Origin of the sequence: Streptomyces sp. 35G-GA-8 (genome assembly GCF_023534745.1) — a bacterium.
In the GTDB taxonomy this organism is placed as follows: domain Bacteria; phylum Actinomycetota; class Actinomycetes; order Streptomycetales; family Streptomycetaceae; genus Streptomyces.
In genome coordinates, this window is record NZ_JAMHJQ010000003.1 from 63,564 (window position 1) to 78,617 (window position 15,054).

The 15,054-nt window shown below is 67.5% G+C and carries 9 protein-coding genes and 1 pseudogene; 4 read left to right on the forward strand and 6 right to left on the reverse strand.

Annotated features, from left to right (window positions below):
- The first annotated feature begins 363 nt into the window (after positions 1–363).
- Both M1203_RS06780 and M1203_RS06785 read left to right on the forward strand, forming a co-directional pair.
- Positions 364–4,053 (forward strand): hypothetical protein, encoded by a 3,690-nt coding sequence (locus M1203_RS06780; protein ID WP_249948603.1) that lies wholly within the window; start codon positions 364–366, stop codon positions 4,051–4,053.
- Between the two features lie 138 nt (positions 4,054–4,191).
- Complete coding sequence (locus tag M1203_RS06785) at positions 4,192–4,782, forward strand: HEAT repeat domain-containing protein (RefSeq protein ID WP_249948604.1); 591 nt, start codon at positions 4,192–4,194, stop codon at positions 4,780–4,782.
- A 29-nt stretch (positions 4,783–4,811) separates the two neighbouring features.
- On the opposite strand, the gene M1203_RS06790 is transcribed toward M1203_RS06785, so the two are convergent.
- Entirely contained in the window at positions 4,812–4,952 is a 141-nt protein-coding gene (locus tag M1203_RS06790; RefSeq protein WP_249948605.1) for a hypothetical protein, read from the reverse strand.
- Between the two features lie 5 nt (positions 4,953–4,957).
- Here M1203_RS06790 and M1203_RS06795 point away from each other — a divergent pair.
- Positions 4,958–5,539, forward strand: a pseudogene (locus M1203_RS06795) (DinB family protein); the annotation flags it as partial.
- Positions 5,540–5,685: 146 nt separating this feature from the next.
- Here the strand turns inward: M1203_RS06795 and M1203_RS06800 are convergent.
- The 4 genes from M1203_RS06800 to M1203_RS06815 form a co-directional block, all read right to left on the reverse strand.
- The gene (locus M1203_RS06800) at positions 5,686–7,821 is read right to left on the reverse strand and encodes an ATP-binding protein (protein WP_249948606.1); all 2,136 of its coding nucleotides are present in this window, start codon (positions 7,819–7,821) and stop codon (positions 5,686–5,688) included.
- Positions 7,814–8,626 carry a DUF4255 domain-containing protein gene (locus M1203_RS06805; protein WP_249948607.1) on the reverse strand — a complete coding sequence of 271 codons (813 nt, stop codon included), beginning with the start codon at positions 8,624–8,626 and terminating at the stop codon, positions 7,814–7,816. Before M1203_RS06805 ends, M1203_RS06800 begins: the two co-directional genes overlap by 8 nt.
- Before the next feature lie 130 nt (positions 8,627–8,756).
- Positions 8,757–10,871 (reverse strand): VWA domain-containing protein, encoded by a 2,115-nt coding sequence (locus tag M1203_RS06810; RefSeq protein ID WP_249948608.1) that lies wholly within the window; start codon positions 10,869–10,871, stop codon positions 8,757–8,759.
- Positions 10,872–11,104: 233 nt separating this feature from the next.
- Positions 11,105–11,734 carry a response regulator transcription factor gene (locus tag M1203_RS06815; RefSeq protein WP_030353099.1) on the reverse strand — a complete coding sequence of 210 codons (630 nt, stop codon included), beginning with the start codon at positions 11,732–11,734 and terminating at the stop codon, positions 11,105–11,107.
- A gap of 215 nt (positions 11,735–11,949) precedes the next feature.
- Between M1203_RS06815 and M1203_RS06820 the strand changes: the two genes are divergently transcribed.
- Positions 11,950–13,323 (forward strand): hypothetical protein, encoded by a 1,374-nt coding sequence (locus tag M1203_RS06820; RefSeq protein WP_249948609.1) that lies wholly within the window; start codon positions 11,950–11,952, stop codon positions 13,321–13,323.
- A 57-nt stretch (positions 13,324–13,380) separates the two neighbouring features.
- Here M1203_RS06820 and M1203_RS06825 read toward each other — a convergent pair whose 3' ends face one another.
- Positions 13,381–14,229, reverse strand: coding sequence for a DUF4157 domain-containing protein (locus tag M1203_RS06825; RefSeq protein WP_249948610.1), 849 nt, complete (start codon positions 14,227–14,229; stop codon positions 13,381–13,383).
- Positions 14,230–15,054: the final 825 nt, after the last annotated feature.

The window sequence follows — 15,054 nt, forward strand, 5'->3', positions numbered from 1 at the left end:
CGTACCGAGGCGACTGCCCGAAAAGGCAGAGTCGCCGGGACAGATGATCGGGCAACGCATCCTGCCCTCGACGCTGTCCGCCTACGCTGCCGGGCGTACCGTACGCGCGCACACCCTGGCTGATATGTCGGGGACCCGTGACCGGGAGCGGCGGTGAAGGCCGCTCCGGAGAAGAGCTCGGCGGCTGCCGTACGCGCGGACGCGCCCCGGTCCTCGGCCCCCGCGAGGGAGACGGCCCCCTCACCTGACGTATCGACGGCAGCTGTCCCCGGCCCACGCCTGAACGCCCGAAGCCTCCAGAGACTCCAGGGGAGGGCGGGCAACGCGGCGGTGTCGCGGCTCGTCGCGCAACGGTACGCGGAGGTGGTGAAGCCCCCGCCGGCACAGGCGCCCGGCTTCCGCAAGGTCCAGCAGGACGTGGCCGCGAAGAAGCAGCGGATCAAGCAGCACAAGACGGCGGCGAGGGAATCGAAGTCGGCGCAGGACGCGGCCGTCGCCCCGCCGGACGACAAGCAGGCGCAGGGCAAGGCGGCCAACGCCGAGAAGATGAACGAGGCCAAACCGGGCGAGTTCGACAAGAACGCGTTCGTCGGCGCGGTCAACGAGGCGATCGCCGCCCAGGCGCCGAAGAACCTCGACGAGGCCGACGGATTCGCCGACTCCGGTAAGGCCGACACCATCAAGGACTCGGTCGACGGCAAGGTCAAGGACGGCAAGGAGTCGTCGGCCGAGGACATCGAGAGCGCGACGGCGGCCGCCCCGGACACCTCTCAGGCCAAGGAGAAGCAGGTCACCCCGATGGGCCCGGACCAGCCTCCGGGCAACCCGGGCGCGCCCAGCGCGGCGGACGCGGTGCCGGCCAAACAGCCGGACAAGGTGCTGGACTTCTCCGAGGGCAACCAGCGGGTCGACCAGCAGATGGCGGACGCCGAGGTCACCGAGGAGCAGCTGGCCAAGGGCAATGAGCCGCAGTTCGACGCGGCGCTGTCGGAGAAGAAGAAGGGCGAGCAGCACACCGCGAGCGTCCCCGCCAAGGGCCGCGCGGCCGAGGCCGAGCAGCTGTCGGCGGCGCAGGCCGGCGCCGCCGCGTCCGGCGCGGCGGCCATGACCGCGATGACCGCCGACCGCGCCGCCGCGGGCAAGGCGGTCGACGGCGGCAAGGGCGAGACGAAATCGGCGGACGAGAAGAAGCGCGAGCAGGTCACCGCCAAGCTCCAGAAGGTCTTCGACGCCACGCAGAAGGACGTCGAGAAGATCCTCGGCGACCTGGACGGGAAGGTCGACAAACAGTTCACCGAGGGCGAGAAACGGGCCCGCGACGCCTTCACCGCCGACCACAAGCGCCGCATGAAGCAGTACAAGGACAAGCGCTACTCGGGCTTCACGGGCAAGGGCCGCTGGATCAGGGACAAGTTCAAAGGACTGCCGCAAGAGGGCCTGGACATTTTCAAGAAGTCCCGGGAGCTCTATGTCACCAAGATGCAGGCCGTCATCTCGTCCATCGCCGACACCATCGGCACCGAGCTGGGCCGGGCCAAGGCGCGTATCGCCACGGGTCGAGCGGAGTTGAAGGCGGAGGTCGAGCAACTCCCCGCGGATCTCAAGCAGTTCGGCGAAGAGGCGGCGGCGGACTTCGCCGGCAAGTTCGACGACCTGGAATCCGAGGTCAACGACAAGTCCACCCAACTGGTCCAGGACCTGGCCCAGAAGTACACCGAGGCTCTCAACTCGGTGGACGAGGAGATCAAGAAACTAGAAGAAGAGAACAAGGGCCTGATAGCGAAGGTCGTGGACGCCGTGGCAGGCGTCATTCAGACCATCATGGAGCTGAAGAACCTCCTGATGGGCATCCTCGCCAAGGCCGCCGGCGCCATCGGCAAGATCATCAAGGACCCGATCGGCTTCCTCAGGAACCTGGTCTCCGCGGTCGGTTCGGGCCTGAATCTCTTCATCGGAAACATCGCCACCCATCTTCAGAAGGGCCTGGTCTCCTGGCTCCTGGGCACGGCGGTCAGCACGGGCCTCGAAATCCCCGCCCGCTTCGACCTCAAGGGCATCATCCAGCTCATCGCCTCACTACTGGGCCTGACCTGGGACAACATCCGAGCCCGCGTCACCCGCAAGGGCGTCCCCGACGAAGCGATGACCAAGGCCGAACAATCCGTCCCGGTAGCCCAGTCCCTGGCCCGAGAAGGCCCGGCCGGCGCAGCCCAGGAGATCACCGCGGAGACGGGCGATCTCAAGTCGACCATCCTGGACGACCTCAAGTCCTATCTGATCCCGACCGTTCTGATGGCGGGCATCACCTGGATTCTCTCCCTCCTCAACCCCGCCTCGGCATTCATAAGGGCGGTCAAGGGGATCATCGACATCGTCACATTCATCGTGACCCAGGGCGCCCAGATAGTCGAGTTCGTCAATTCGGTGCTGGACGCGGTGGTGGCCATAGCCAACGGAGCCGCGGCCGCCGTCCCCAAAACAGTGGAAACCGCCCTGGCGGCCAGCATCCCCCTCCTCATCGGCCTCCTCGCCTCACTCCTGGGAATCGGCGGCCTGGCCAACAGGGTCAGACAAGCCTTCCAAAAGGTCTCCCGCCCGGTGAACCGGGCCATCGACAAAATAGTCGACAAAATCGCCAAGGCCGGCAGGGGGATCTGGAATAGAATTCGCCGACGCGACGCGAAGTTGAGTAATCGAAAACCTTCAGCTGGAGATGTGGGAGGAAATAAGAGCTCCGCTGAGAATAGGAATTCTCCAGAGCCTGCAGGCGGCACTCGGGATGCCAAGCAGCGGCGTCTGGAGCGGGCGGTGGCTGCCCTGAAACCGCGTATCGCCAAGGCGCTTGAGAGCGGTGTGAGCCCTTCCAGGCTTCGCGTCAAGCTCGCGCTCTGGAAAGCACGCTATCGCCTCTCTTCTCTCTCATTGGAGAGTGGCGGAAGTTTCGTAGCGAAGATCAACCCGTCCATTACTTTGGACGATCCGAAGGGGAGGAGAGTATCCGACGCCGAGTTGGCGGACCTTCTGTTGCCAATATTTCGAGAAATAGAAGAAAGGTTCAACCGAGAGCCAGCGGGAACTCTACTTCCTGACGGCTCGATCCAGTTGAGGCTTCCCCTTGCTGCGGAAGCCGAGCGGCTCTTCGCGGCGGGCGCCGCCAATGCATTGGATCTCGGTCTCACTCGTTCGCAGCAGCGTGCAATTCTTGCGAACGTACGTCAAGCTGCCTCACAGCAGGAAGTGGAGCCCGGGGTTTTCCTCTATCTCCCCTCGAATTCCCTGAAGAGTTGGCAGCACACTCCAGATGGCGTGCGGCGCATCGGCAAGGTGCAGGCCCCCTGGAATCCTCAACTCAACACTCCCAAGAGGCGAGAGCGTCGCGAGCCGGGAAAGTATAAAGCCGAGATGATGGCTGCCCTCGTGCTGCGAGGCGTAACGGAGTTTGGTCTTGCCGCAGCAGATATCGAGCATGCCTTGACTGTGGGATCGAGGGCTGCCACTGCCTCCTTGAGGCGGAAGATGACATCAGGGAATGTTCAAGATCAGCGCGAATATATCGACCTGCTTCATATGCATAACCTGCTCCGGCACGCAGTGGAAGCAGGCCGTTATCCGGGAATGGGAACAGTAACGGCCCTCTCATCTGCGCTCGTGGCAACTGGAGTAGCTACGCATGATCAAGTGGTGAGTGGAAATATGGCGCCGATGGCTCCGGTGGGTGCCGCATTCACTGCGAAGAAACCCAAGCGGCGCAGGGATGATCAAGGGAATCTTGTCCCGCTCGGATCTAGCTATCCACATGAGCACCAACTTGCTGACCGAATCCGCATGCGCAGGGTGGGGACGATTATTCGCCAGTTACTGGAGGCGGCCAAGAGTAAAACGGTTATTGCCACGCCTGCGGGATATCGTCTGGATGTCCTGGCGCGTGCGATCAGGCAGTGGCTCGCGACCCGTCTGGATCAGGGCCGTGACGCACTCGACAAAGAGCTTGCTTCCAAGCAACTTCGACAAGAGCTTATGGAACTTATGTCTCACTATGACGGCCAAACCTAGAAAAACCCCACCTTGGGGCAGAGGTTGCGGGCTCCGGTCGAGTCGAGAGTCAAGGTTTACGATACGCCGAATATGGCAATAGACGAAGGGGGTAAGAGAACGGATCGCGAGTAGTAATATCCTAGCTTAGGATGTTGGATGCTTAGCCGCTATTATGTCCTGAACAGCAGGCCTGGTGATGATCAATTCTTCGACATCCTGGAAGACGCCTTGGCGTCTCTGGAGGAGAATGCTTCGGTATCCGTGAGTTTTCAGGACAGCAAACAGGTCGGCGAGCATCAAGAGGTGCATAGTTACAGCACGGAGAGTGGAAATCTGCAGCTCATTGTAACGGATGATCGCGATATTGGAACGCGATATATCATGTTGGCGGCGAAGGATATTGATATCCTCGATCAGGTTTCGGTGTTGGCAGATGCGTTGAGTGTAAAGTCGATCGAAGATTTGAGATCTGAAGCCCGGCAGTCCATGAATCGAGACCCCATTGCATTGGTTCGTGTTGCGCTGGCATCTGAAGATCATTCGGATGTTGAGACTCTGGAGCTGATCACAGAGGGGCTTCGGAGTGAAGATCGGGAGGTGCGGCTGAGGGCGGTGGAGGCCGGAAGTCTCACCCAATGGCGCGAGTTCGCCATCCCATTGGCTGAAATCTATGAAAGTGACCCCGATCGGGAAGTCCGCTTCGTTGCGGGCCACGCTTTGCAGGTTTTGCTATCCGCGAACCCGTGAACTCGATAGAAATACTCGACCGCGCCGTCTTAGATATTGTCGAACGTGGCGAGTTTCGCGAGCTTCTTGTGGCAGGTCACGGCGGAAGACATGGCCAGGCCTCGGCTCTGCCAGTCGTTGCGGACCACGTACGGGATCTTGAGACCGCGAGCGGCCCATGGCAGGCTCATGCCGCATGATCGATGAGTTCGCGAAGGACAACCTGCACGGGAGACTGAGGCGGGACCGCAAGGCGCTGCTCTGGAAACTCGACGGCTTGTCCGAGTACGACGCCCGCCGGCCTTTGACAGCGACCGGGACCAACCTCCTCGGCCTGGTCAAACACGTGGCCACCGTCGAGGCCAGATACTTCGGCGAGGTCTTCGACCGCCCTTCCCCGGAACCGTTGTCCCGGTGGCAGGACTCCGACGGCAGCGATCTGTGGGCGACCGAGGACGAGACCAGCGATCAGATCATCGGATTCTACCGGCGCACGTGGGAACACTCAGACGCGACGATCAACGAGCTTCCCCTCGACGCCCCCGGCCACGTGCCGTGGTGGCCGGAGCCCTATCTCAACACGAACCTGTTCGCCGTCATGGTCCATGTCCTCGGCGAATCCATCCGGCATGCCGGGCACGCCGATATCCTGCGCGAGGGCCTCGACGGCCGGACCGGGTTGCGCGCCGAAGCCGAGAAGCGGATCGACGAGGAAGCCCGTGCGGCCTACTGCGCCAAGGTCGAGCAGGCCGCCAGGTCGGCCGCGTCAATCAAGGCTCAGGACAACGGCGGCGCCGACCCGTTGAACTCCGCTGGCTCCGCGGCCACAGCCGCCTCACCGTCCGATACGAACGAAGGGGCTCGCACTTCCTCGCCCTGGCCTGCTACAAGAGGCTCGCGAAACTTGCCACGTGAGACAACCTCTCAGGTGAGTAACCCCACGTAGGGGCCGAACTCCGAGGCCAAGGTCAGGCGGCCCAGTTTCTGGTATTCGCGTTGGATCGCGTGGATCAGGATCGGCATCGTCACCGGGGTGCCCGAAGCCGCCGAGAGGTAGGCCGCCGTTACCGCTACCGAGCGGATGTTGCCGCCCGCCAGTTCGAAGGACTCGGCGCAGAAGGCGAGATCGAGGCCGGAGGCGCGCGGGAGTGCGGGGCCCAGACAGCGTTCCCAGAGGAGCAGGCGTTGGGGCGGGTCAGGAACGGGGAAGTCGATGACCAGATCGAGGCGGCGGGTGAAGGCGTCATCGAGGTTGGCGCGGAGGTTGGTGGCGAGGATGGCGAGGCCGTCGAAGGACTCCATGCGTTGCAGCAGGTACGCGCTCTCCACGTTGGCGTAGCGGTCGTGGGCGTCCTTGACCTCCGAGCGTTTGCCGAAGATCGCGTCCGCCTCGTCGAAGAGCAGGACGCCGTTCACACCGGCCGCCTCGGAGAAGATGCGTTCGAGGTTCTTCTCGGTCTCGCCGACGTACTTGTCGATGACGGTCGCCAGATCGACCGTGTAGAGGTCGAGACCCAGATCCGCCGCGATCACCTCGGCCGACATCGTCTTCCCGGTGCCGGAGTCGCCCGCGAAGAGGGCCGACACGCCCCGACCGCGCCCGCCGCCCGGACGCATTCCCCACTCGCCGAGGACCTGGTCGCGAAAGCGGGCGCGGGCGGTGAGCTCGTGGAGCTGGGCGTGGGTGTCCGGGGGGAGGACCAGGTCGTTCCAGGTCACGGAAGGTTCGATACGGCGGGCCAGCCGGTCGAGGCCCGCGGCGTTCTGGGCGCGGGCGCCCCGGCGGATGTGGTCAGGTCCCAGGGCGCCACCGTCCAGGCGGGCCGTCTGGGCGGCGCTGCGGGCCGCGCCCTCGATCTGGTCAGGGGTGAGCAGGAACGGGGAGAGCAGAACGCCGACATCCAGATCGGCCGGGATCGGCTCGGCGTAGGCGTCGCGCCAGAGGGCCGCCCGTACCGCCGGTTCCACCCGAGGCGCGGACAGCAGCAGTGGCGGGCGCGTCGACCAGGCCGCGTCCCAAGGGGTGCGGCCCACCAGGACCGTCGGCAGCGGGGTGTCGGTGAGCAGCCGGAGAGTCCCCGGGTGGTCGCGCGACAGCACGTCCAGCGGCGCGCAGACCAGCCCGGCCCCCGTCAGCCGACCCTCCCGTACCAGTGCCCGCACCGCCTCGACGGGCGTCGGATCCTCGGCCAGCCGGGTCAGATCCAGACCCAGTACGCCACGCCCCGCGAGGCTCAGCGCCGTGGCGGCCAGCGCCGTACCCGCGCCGCCCTGTTCCTCGCGGAGATACGCCAGTTGGACACCGGAGCCGAGGGTACGGGCGAGCGGCCCCGGGTCTCCCACACCCGGTACGGCGTGCCAGGGCGCCAGCAGACCGATCAGCCGGGGATCGGGGCTGTCGTCGCCCAGGAGGTGCGCGGTGACGCGGTCGGGAACCCGTAACGCGCGCCCCAGGAACGGCCGTTCCGCCTCCTCCACCAACAGCAGCCCGCCGGCGCGCAGCGGTGCCCGGGGGCCGAGCCTGGCGCGGGCGTCCGCGTCCGCCGGGGAGAGACCGCAGAGACCGAGGGCGAGTCCGAAGGTCGGGCGGCGGCGGGTGACATCGTCGTTGAGGTAGCCGTAGAACGCCTCGAACCGGTCGTCGAGATCCGGCAGGAGCGCGATGAGCAGAATCTCGACATCCAGCGGACTGAGGTCGAACTCCTCTGCCAGCGTGGTGAGTCGGGACGGCGGCCCAAGTGCGGGTGGAGCGCTGTCCTCGTCAGGTGCATCGGTCGCGCCGGATGTGCCGGTCGCGCCTGTCGTACCGGTCTCGTCCGGCGCGGGGAACGCGCGGCGCCCGTCCAGCAGCCGTGTGATCGTCTCCTCGGTCAGATACAGACCCCGGAACTCGTCGTCCGGATGCGGGTCCGTGAGCCGGCGCGCCTCGACCGCCCGGCGTACGCGCCGCTCGATACGTACGGCACAGCTCAGGAGATGGCGGAGGTCCCGGCTCTCCTCGTCGGAATCGGGCCGTTGCCTGTCCGGCCGCTTGGCGTCGTGCCGTTCGGGCTCAGGCATCGCCCCGGTTCTCCGTAATCCGCAGCGACAGCCCGGGGCGCCGGCGGGCCGTCTCGCGCTCGTCGGCGCCGCCGGGCCGCCCGTCCTCGCCGACGCCCTCGTCCGTCGGCTCCCCGCCACGGTCGACAGCGGCCCCGTGGGCCTCGTGGGCCCCGTACAACGGAAGCACCCCACGGCCCGGCATCGGTCCGGCGGGCCGTCGTGCGCGCTCCTCCCGCGCACGGTCACCCGCGCGGTCACCGAAGTGGACGCGCATCCCCTCGTCACCCACCGGCGGACCCGCGGCGTAGGTCGGCGACGCCGTGACCGGCACACTGATCACCAGGTCGAGCGACGGCTTCAGTTCACCGCCGAGCGCGCTCCACACGTCCGCGAAGGAACGGTCCTCAGGCGGTGGCAGCGCGATGGTCATCGGTACGGCCACCCCGATGTCCTGGAGCGTTCCCGTCAGCCGCTCGGAGGGCAGCGCCTCGTACCGCAGCAGACAGGCCAACAGCGAGGACAGCAGCCGGTGTTCGTCCTCCGGCCGCTTCGTCCAGGCGGTGATCAGATACGAGAGCTTGAAGAACCGCGGCGGCCGGCGGCGGGCGACGACCGTGCCGCGCTCGTCGTACTCGTTGTGCAGCCCGCGTTCGCGCCGCCGCATGTCCTCGCGGATGTCGTAGAGATACAGATTCACCGTGGGCGCGTTGACTTTGGCAGCCCACTCGCGGGTCGGCGCGTCGAACACCACCGCGATCTGGGCGCCTTCGAGGACCTCGGCCCTGAGCAGCGCGCGCAGGGCGTCGTCCACCTCGTGGATCACGACTCCGCTCCTGTCATCCCCGCTCCTGTCGTCCCCGCCCCTGTCATCCCCGGCTCTCTCGTCGTCGCTCCCACCGGCCTCTCGCTCATCCGCGTCTCGCTCATCCGCGTCTCGCTCATCCGCGTTCCGCTCATCCGCGCCCCGCGAAGTCCGGTGGCTGGAGCTTGCGTTGAACCACCAGGACGGGCTTCGTGAGCCGGTCGAGTCCGGTGACGTCCGCGCGGAGATCGCGTGGCCCGAGCTGGTCCCTGCGCAGTACCAGCACCTGCGCCTCGAACGTGCCGTCGCGGCCCGCCGTCACCGGCGGACCGCTGGCGGTGATGCCCGCGCTCCAGCTCAGCCGTACGTTCGAGCCCGGCGGGAAGTCCGTCCCACGTGCCAGCACCACCTGTCCCGGTGTGGCGACCTGAGGTGTGACGACCAGCTTCGGCTGGAGGACACGGAGCGGGCCCCGGTCGGTGTTGTTGGCCGGTCTGCGGTCGGGCAGCGTGGCGACGGCGGTCGCGTGGACGTCTCCGCTGATCGCCGTCCCGTACGTCGCCGTCTGGGTGACCTCGACCCGCCCTCCCGCCGGGATCGTGCACGGCGCGGTCGGGGTGCAGCGCGACAGCCCGGCCAGCGTACGTTTGCCCGCGTCCGGCGTCCTCGGCCAGGCGGAGGTGACGATGACACCGGTCGCCGCGTCCGGACCGGCGTTGGTGAGGAGGAAGCGGGCACGTGCGGGGCGGCCGGTGTATGTGCGCGACGGGGTGAGCTGTACGTCCACGGTGACATCGGCGGTCGGAGGCACCGGGGGAGCGGGCGGCGCGGGGGGAGCGGGAGGAACCGGCGGAACGGGCGGGACAGGTGGCAGCTCAAGGACCTCCACCGTGGCCGTGTCGGTGCCGGTGTTGCCGTTCGAGTCGGTGGCGGAGCAGGTGACCAGGGTGCGGCCGACCGGGAAGAGCGAGCCCGACGCGGGGGTGCAACGTACCGGCAGCCGCCCGTCGTTGGCGTCCACGGCGGTCACCGTCAGCTCGACGCGCGCGCCGTCCGGGTCCCTGGTCGTCACCGTACGGTCGTCCACGACGACCACCGGCGCGTCGACATCGTTGACATCGATGTTGATCGCCTGCGTCAGCGCGGGGTCGGCCGCCGCGTTCGGCCCGACGGCATCCGTACCGGGCGGGCTCGTGCCCAGCAGGAACTGGACCGTGCAGGTCAGCCTGCGCCCCTGCGGAGCATCCTCGGCGACCGTGATCGTCTCGTCGAAGGCCGCCGGGTCACCACTGGTGACGGTACGGGTGGGCGGGGCGAGCGTCACCGTCAGGGCGGGGTCGCAGTTGTCCAGCCGGTGGCCGACCTGGGTGGGCAGGTTGGCGAGACCTTCGGCGATCGAGTTCACCACCGCGTCCGCGTCGACGCCGGGGATCAGCCGGCCCCTGGTGGCCTCGATGACCTTGTCGGCCTGGCCCGGCTCGTGCAGTGGGTCCTCGATCTGTCCGGGGACACCGGCGTCCCCGTTCCCGTTGAGTCCGTCGCCGACGGCGGTGGCGACGTCCACGCCCAGTACCCGGATTCCCCGGTCCTGGAGCGCGTAGATGGTGTCGGTCAGGGAGTGGCCCATGCTGGGGTCGTGGCTGGAGGCGTCGCCGACCAGGACGACCACGGGGCTCGCGTCCGTACGGAACTCGGTCTGGCCACCGCTGCCGTCGGCGATCTGCCACAACGCGTTGATCCAGTCCTCGGAGGGGCCCATGCTGCCCTGGCCGCGTTCGACAGTGAGGGCGTTCACCCCCTCCTGCACCTTGCCGAGGTCGTCCGTGAACGACTGGAGCACGGTGTAGGTCCGGTCGCCGTCGACCTGCTGGTCGCCGTACGTGGCCACGGCGAAGCGCGAGTCGGGCTGCTCCTCGATCACTCTCTCGGTGATCACGGGAAGGTTCCGCTGGATCTGCTCGATGGACGGTTCCATGCTCAGGGTGCCGTCCACGAGCAGCACGATGTCGGGCTTCGGCGGGATGGCCGGTGTACGGACCAGCTTGTCCACGGCGATGGACTCGCCCGGGTCCAGCCGCTCCGTCACGACGGCCGGTGTGACCGGCGGCTCGGGTACGGGGACGGCCGCGCGAGGTTCGGCGGCGGAGCTGGGCAGGCCGGTCACGATCAGCAGCAGGAGGGCGAAGGACAGTACGACGCGCAGGACAATGCCGTTGGGCTGAGGTCGTTTCCGTGCCGACCGCCGGAACCGTTGATACCGCCGCACGGAAACCCTCCCCCAGATCGGCGCACGGGCACCCACCATCCCGTGCTCGCGCCCCGCGGGCAGCGGGGCGCGAGTCATATCCGCGGGTACCGAGTTCTGCCCTTTGGGGCAGCCGTGCGGCGAGTGGCTGTGATGAAAGATCAAAACCCGGCGCGGTTCGAACTTATAGATCTTTTCGGCCCGTGGATCAGTTCGGTCTTGAGTTCGGGCCGTGGATCTTTTCGAACTGTGGCTCAGATCAGACCCTGGCGCAGCGCGTACGCCACCGCGTGGGAGCGATTACGCAATTGAAGCCGGGTCATGACCGCGTGCAGGACGTTCTTTATCGTGCGTTCGGAGTACGCGAGCTTGGTCGCGATATCGGCGGTGTCGTATCCCTCCGCGACCAGCCGGAGTACATCGATCTCCCGGGAGGAGAGCCCGGTGAAGTGCAGGCCACGTGGTCCGAGCACCTGGCCCTGCAACTTTCCCACCTGCTCCAGAAGGCGTCCCAGGAGATCGGCGGGCACATGGCCCTCGCCGTTCGCCACGGCGACAATGACCCGAACGAGATGATCAGGTGTCGCCTCCGAACGCCGGACCACCCCGGCGACACCGCACTCCGCCGCGCTGACCAGCTTCTGCTCGTCGATCTCGGTGGCCACCAGTACTCCGCGTGCCGTACCGCTGCGCTGGATATTGCGCAGCATCCGTAATGCCTCCTCATCTATGACATCCACGACCACCACGACTACCTGCGGGGTGAGTTCACCGTCCTCCCATCCGGTGAGCGTCACCTCCGGCCTGGTCCGCAGCTGGCTGGCCACCCCCGCTTGGGAGATCGGATCCTGTGCGCGTAAACCGACGATCGTACGGTCTGTCATGAATTTCCCCCTCCGCAAATGCGAACCGATGGCGTCATCATGGGCCGTATGGGACCTGGCAAACTGAGCGGTGGTTGCCTTACGCATCGGCAGATACTCCATTCCCACCGAGTGCGGACGCGAAATCCGCAGCCGCCCGATGGGCACTACATCTGCCCGAAAGTGTTCCTGTCCGACCGGTGTTCCCGGTAATGCGCGGTCCTACGGTGCGACGTATGAGTCTTACGGCCAGCCTCGACGCATCGTCCGTCACCGCCGAGCCGGGCGCACGGACTGACGTACCCCTACAGATCCTCAACTCCGGCAGTACGGTCGAGGAATACCGCTTCGAGGTGGTCGGAGCCTGCGCCGCGTGGGCGACCGTGGAACCGCGGACACTCTCCCTCTATCCGGGCGCCTCCGACACCGTCGTGCTACGGCTCACACCACCGCGCGACCCCTCGGTTCCCGCGGGCGAGACACCGTTCGGTGTGCGTGTGGTGCCGACGAGCGAGTCGAGCGAGACCGTGGTGCCCGAGGGGCGGGTGACCGTGGCACCGTTCACCGAGGTGACCTCGGAACTGGTGCCGCGCGGCTCCAGCGGCGCGCGCCGCGGCAGCCATCAACTCGCCGTGGACAACCGGGGAAACGCGCCGGTGACCGTACGCCTCAGCGGCCGTACCGGTACCGAGCGCGCCCGCGTCCGCTTCGCCTCCGCCGAGCTGCTGATACCGCCCGGACACGCGGACTTCGCGAAGTTGTGGGTACGGCCGGCCAAGCGGCTGTGGCGCGGTACGCCGGTGACCCACACGTTCCAGGTCCTCGCCGCGCCCGTGGCGGCGGAGGAGGGCCAGGAGCCGTACGAACCGGTGGTGCTCGACGGATCGTACGAGCAGCAGGCGATCCTGCCCGGCTGGCTGCCCCGCGCGCTCATCCTCGCGGCGGTCGTGGCGATCGCGCTGGTCGGGCTCTGGTACGCGCTGCTGCGCCCCGCGGTGAAGTCGGCGGCCCGTGAGGCGATCACCCCGGAGGCGGTGGCGTCCGCCGCGGAGAAGGCGGCGTCCCCGGGGGGCGGGACGGCTGACGGCGGAGCCACGGCCGGAACCGGGGGCGGGGGTGGGAACGCCGGCGCCACACCCGGTGCCGAGGGAGGCGCGACCAGCGGAGCGGGGCAGAACGGGACGGGCTCCGGGGCGAGTTCGGGATCCGGAACGGGCACGGGCGCGGGCAGCGCGCAGGGGGCGGGCGCGCCGACCAGCGCGCGCGTCGAGGTCAGGGACGCGGTGGGCGGCGGCTCGACCAGCGCATCCGCGTACCGGGTGCCGGCCGGCAGCACCTTCGAACTCACCGACATCGTGGTCCAGAACCCCCAGGGCGACGCCGGGACACTCGTCGTGTCCAGCCAGAACAATCCCCTTTGGCGACTGGCCCTGGAGAACTTCCGTGACACCGACTATCACTTCGTCACCCCCATTCTGGTACCGGCGGGCGGCGAGATCACGATGACCGTCGACTGCCGGCAGGTGGGCAGGCCGGTACAGGCGCCGAGGCCGTCGCGCTGCGCGGAGTCGCTGTTTCTGGGAGGGACGCTGCGGTCGGGCTCGGAGTGAGAAAGAGCGGCGAGGGAGTGGGGGAGTAATTGGTGAGGGAGGGATTCTCCGGCTTGGTCAGGTGGGCGGAGCCTCTTCCTCTTCCTCGGAACCCTCGTCGGCCCGCTGAACGAAGGATCCCTGTACGTTCGCGGGCTCTTCGTCCTCGTCCTCTGTTGCCTGGCGTTGCACGGGGGCTGCGGTATCCGTCGTAACGGGTGCGGACTCGGGCGACGGGGTTGGCGTCGGTGTCGGGCTCGGCTCGGAGAGCACGCGATCGGCGTTCGCGACGGCCTCCTGCTCGAAGCGGTCGGACGGATCGCTCACACGGATCCCGCCGGGCGCCTCGGATCCCTCCACCGGACCGTTGCGCTGCTGAACCACATGCGTCAGCTCGTGCGCCAGTGTGGTCCGGCCGTCGGGTGAGGACGGGTCGTAACTCTCGCGCTGGAAGACGACATGGTTGCCGACGGTGTACGCGCGGGCGCCGACCCCCTTCGCGGACTCATGAGCCGCGGCGTCGGTGTGCACGCGTACGTCGGAGAAGTCGGCGCCCATGCGACTCTCCATGTCGGTACGGGTGTCGGTGTCCAGAGGCGAACCGCCACCGGAGGAGATCACATCGTGCACGGGAGAGCGGTCCTGGTGGGCGTCGGGTGTGGGCTCCTCCTCGGGCGCCGCGTCCCTGCTGAGCATCGTCCCGACGGCGCTGTTTCCCACGGAGCGCTGAAGGCTGCTCAGGCCGGCCGCCCCGACCACATCGGGCCGCCCGGCGGCGGCTGCCTTGAAGAGGTACGAGGTATGCGCGGACTCCCGCGCGTCAGTGGCCGAGCCCTGTGCGGTGGACCGGAAGGTCTCGTCGTGCTCGTGCCCGTGCCCGTGCCCGTGTTCATGCTCCGACTCGTGCCCCTGGTCGTGTGCGCGCATCTCTGTCTCCCCTGACTGTGCCGCTCACCCTGCCTGGACCTCCACTGCCCACTCTCGGGCCGAGCACCGAGGACGGTCCAGCCCGGACTTCATGGGCGGGGGGCATGGCGTTCTGCCTTTTGGGGCAGGGGTGGGGGCTCGGGTGGGTGGTTGGCGTCAGGTCAGGGCGGAGGGGTAGTCGGGGTGGGCCGGAGTCGGACATGGCGGGTGGGGGCCGCCCCTGATCTTTGAGTGTCGCGGTTGCGGGTCGGGCGTCAAGGGCGCTCCTTCGTCGCGTCGGCAAGCCGATGACCTTCGGTCACCCTTGACTCCCGCCCCTCCACCGCAAGTGCTGCTTTGAGGGGGGCGGCCCGGGGGGAGGGGTCCCCGGGGAAGCTCCCTTGTCCAAAGGTGTGCTCCCGGCTTTCGGGTGGGTGGGCCCTGCGGGGCGCGCGGGAGTGGAGTGGGGCGGCCCGGCACCGGCTCAGCGAGCTGATGTGCGTGGGTGGTTGGGACTCATGCCCCGCTGCGCGGGCTCGTTGTTGTCTGCATCTGTTGCCTGGGGCGGACGAGCCCGTCACCCGCCCCCTATGTCCCAGTTTGGCGGGCTGTTCTGGGGGCTCCCGGCCGGTGATGCGTCCTGAGTTCGGTTAAGTCGTTCCCACGACACATCACCTCCTCTGACCGGCCCAATCAGCGCCTCGTCAGTCACACCCACCCCACCACCCACACACCCTGACCAGCGGGGCATGAATCCCCGCCGCCCACGGGGATCAGTCGCTTTGCCGGTGCCGGGCCGCCCCACTCCACTGCCGCGCAGCCCCGCAGGGTCCACCGACCTGCGGT

Coding starts and splice junctions, on each gene's coding strand:
- M1203_RS06785 (WP_249948604.1), top strand. CDS start 4,192: ATGCTTAGCCGCTATTATGTCCTGAACAGCAGGCCTGGTGATGATCAA.
- M1203_RS06790 (WP_249948605.1), bottom strand. CDS start 4,952: ATGAGCCTGCCATGGGCCGCTCGCGGTCTCAAGATCCCGTACGTGGTC.
- M1203_RS06800 (WP_249948606.1), bottom strand. CDS start 7,821: ATGCCTGAGCCCGAACGGCACGACGCCAAGCGGCCGGACAGGCAACGG.
- M1203_RS06815 (WP_030353099.1), bottom strand. CDS start 11,734: ATGACAGACCGTACGATCGTCGGTTTACGCGCACAGGATCCGATCTCC.
- M1203_RS06820 (WP_249948609.1), top strand. CDS start 11,950: ATGAGTCTTACGGCCAGCCTCGACGCATCGTCCGTCACCGCCGAGCCG.
- M1203_RS06825 (WP_249948610.1), bottom strand. CDS start 14,229: ATGCGCGCACACGACCAGGGGCACGAGTCGGAGCATGAACACGGGCAC.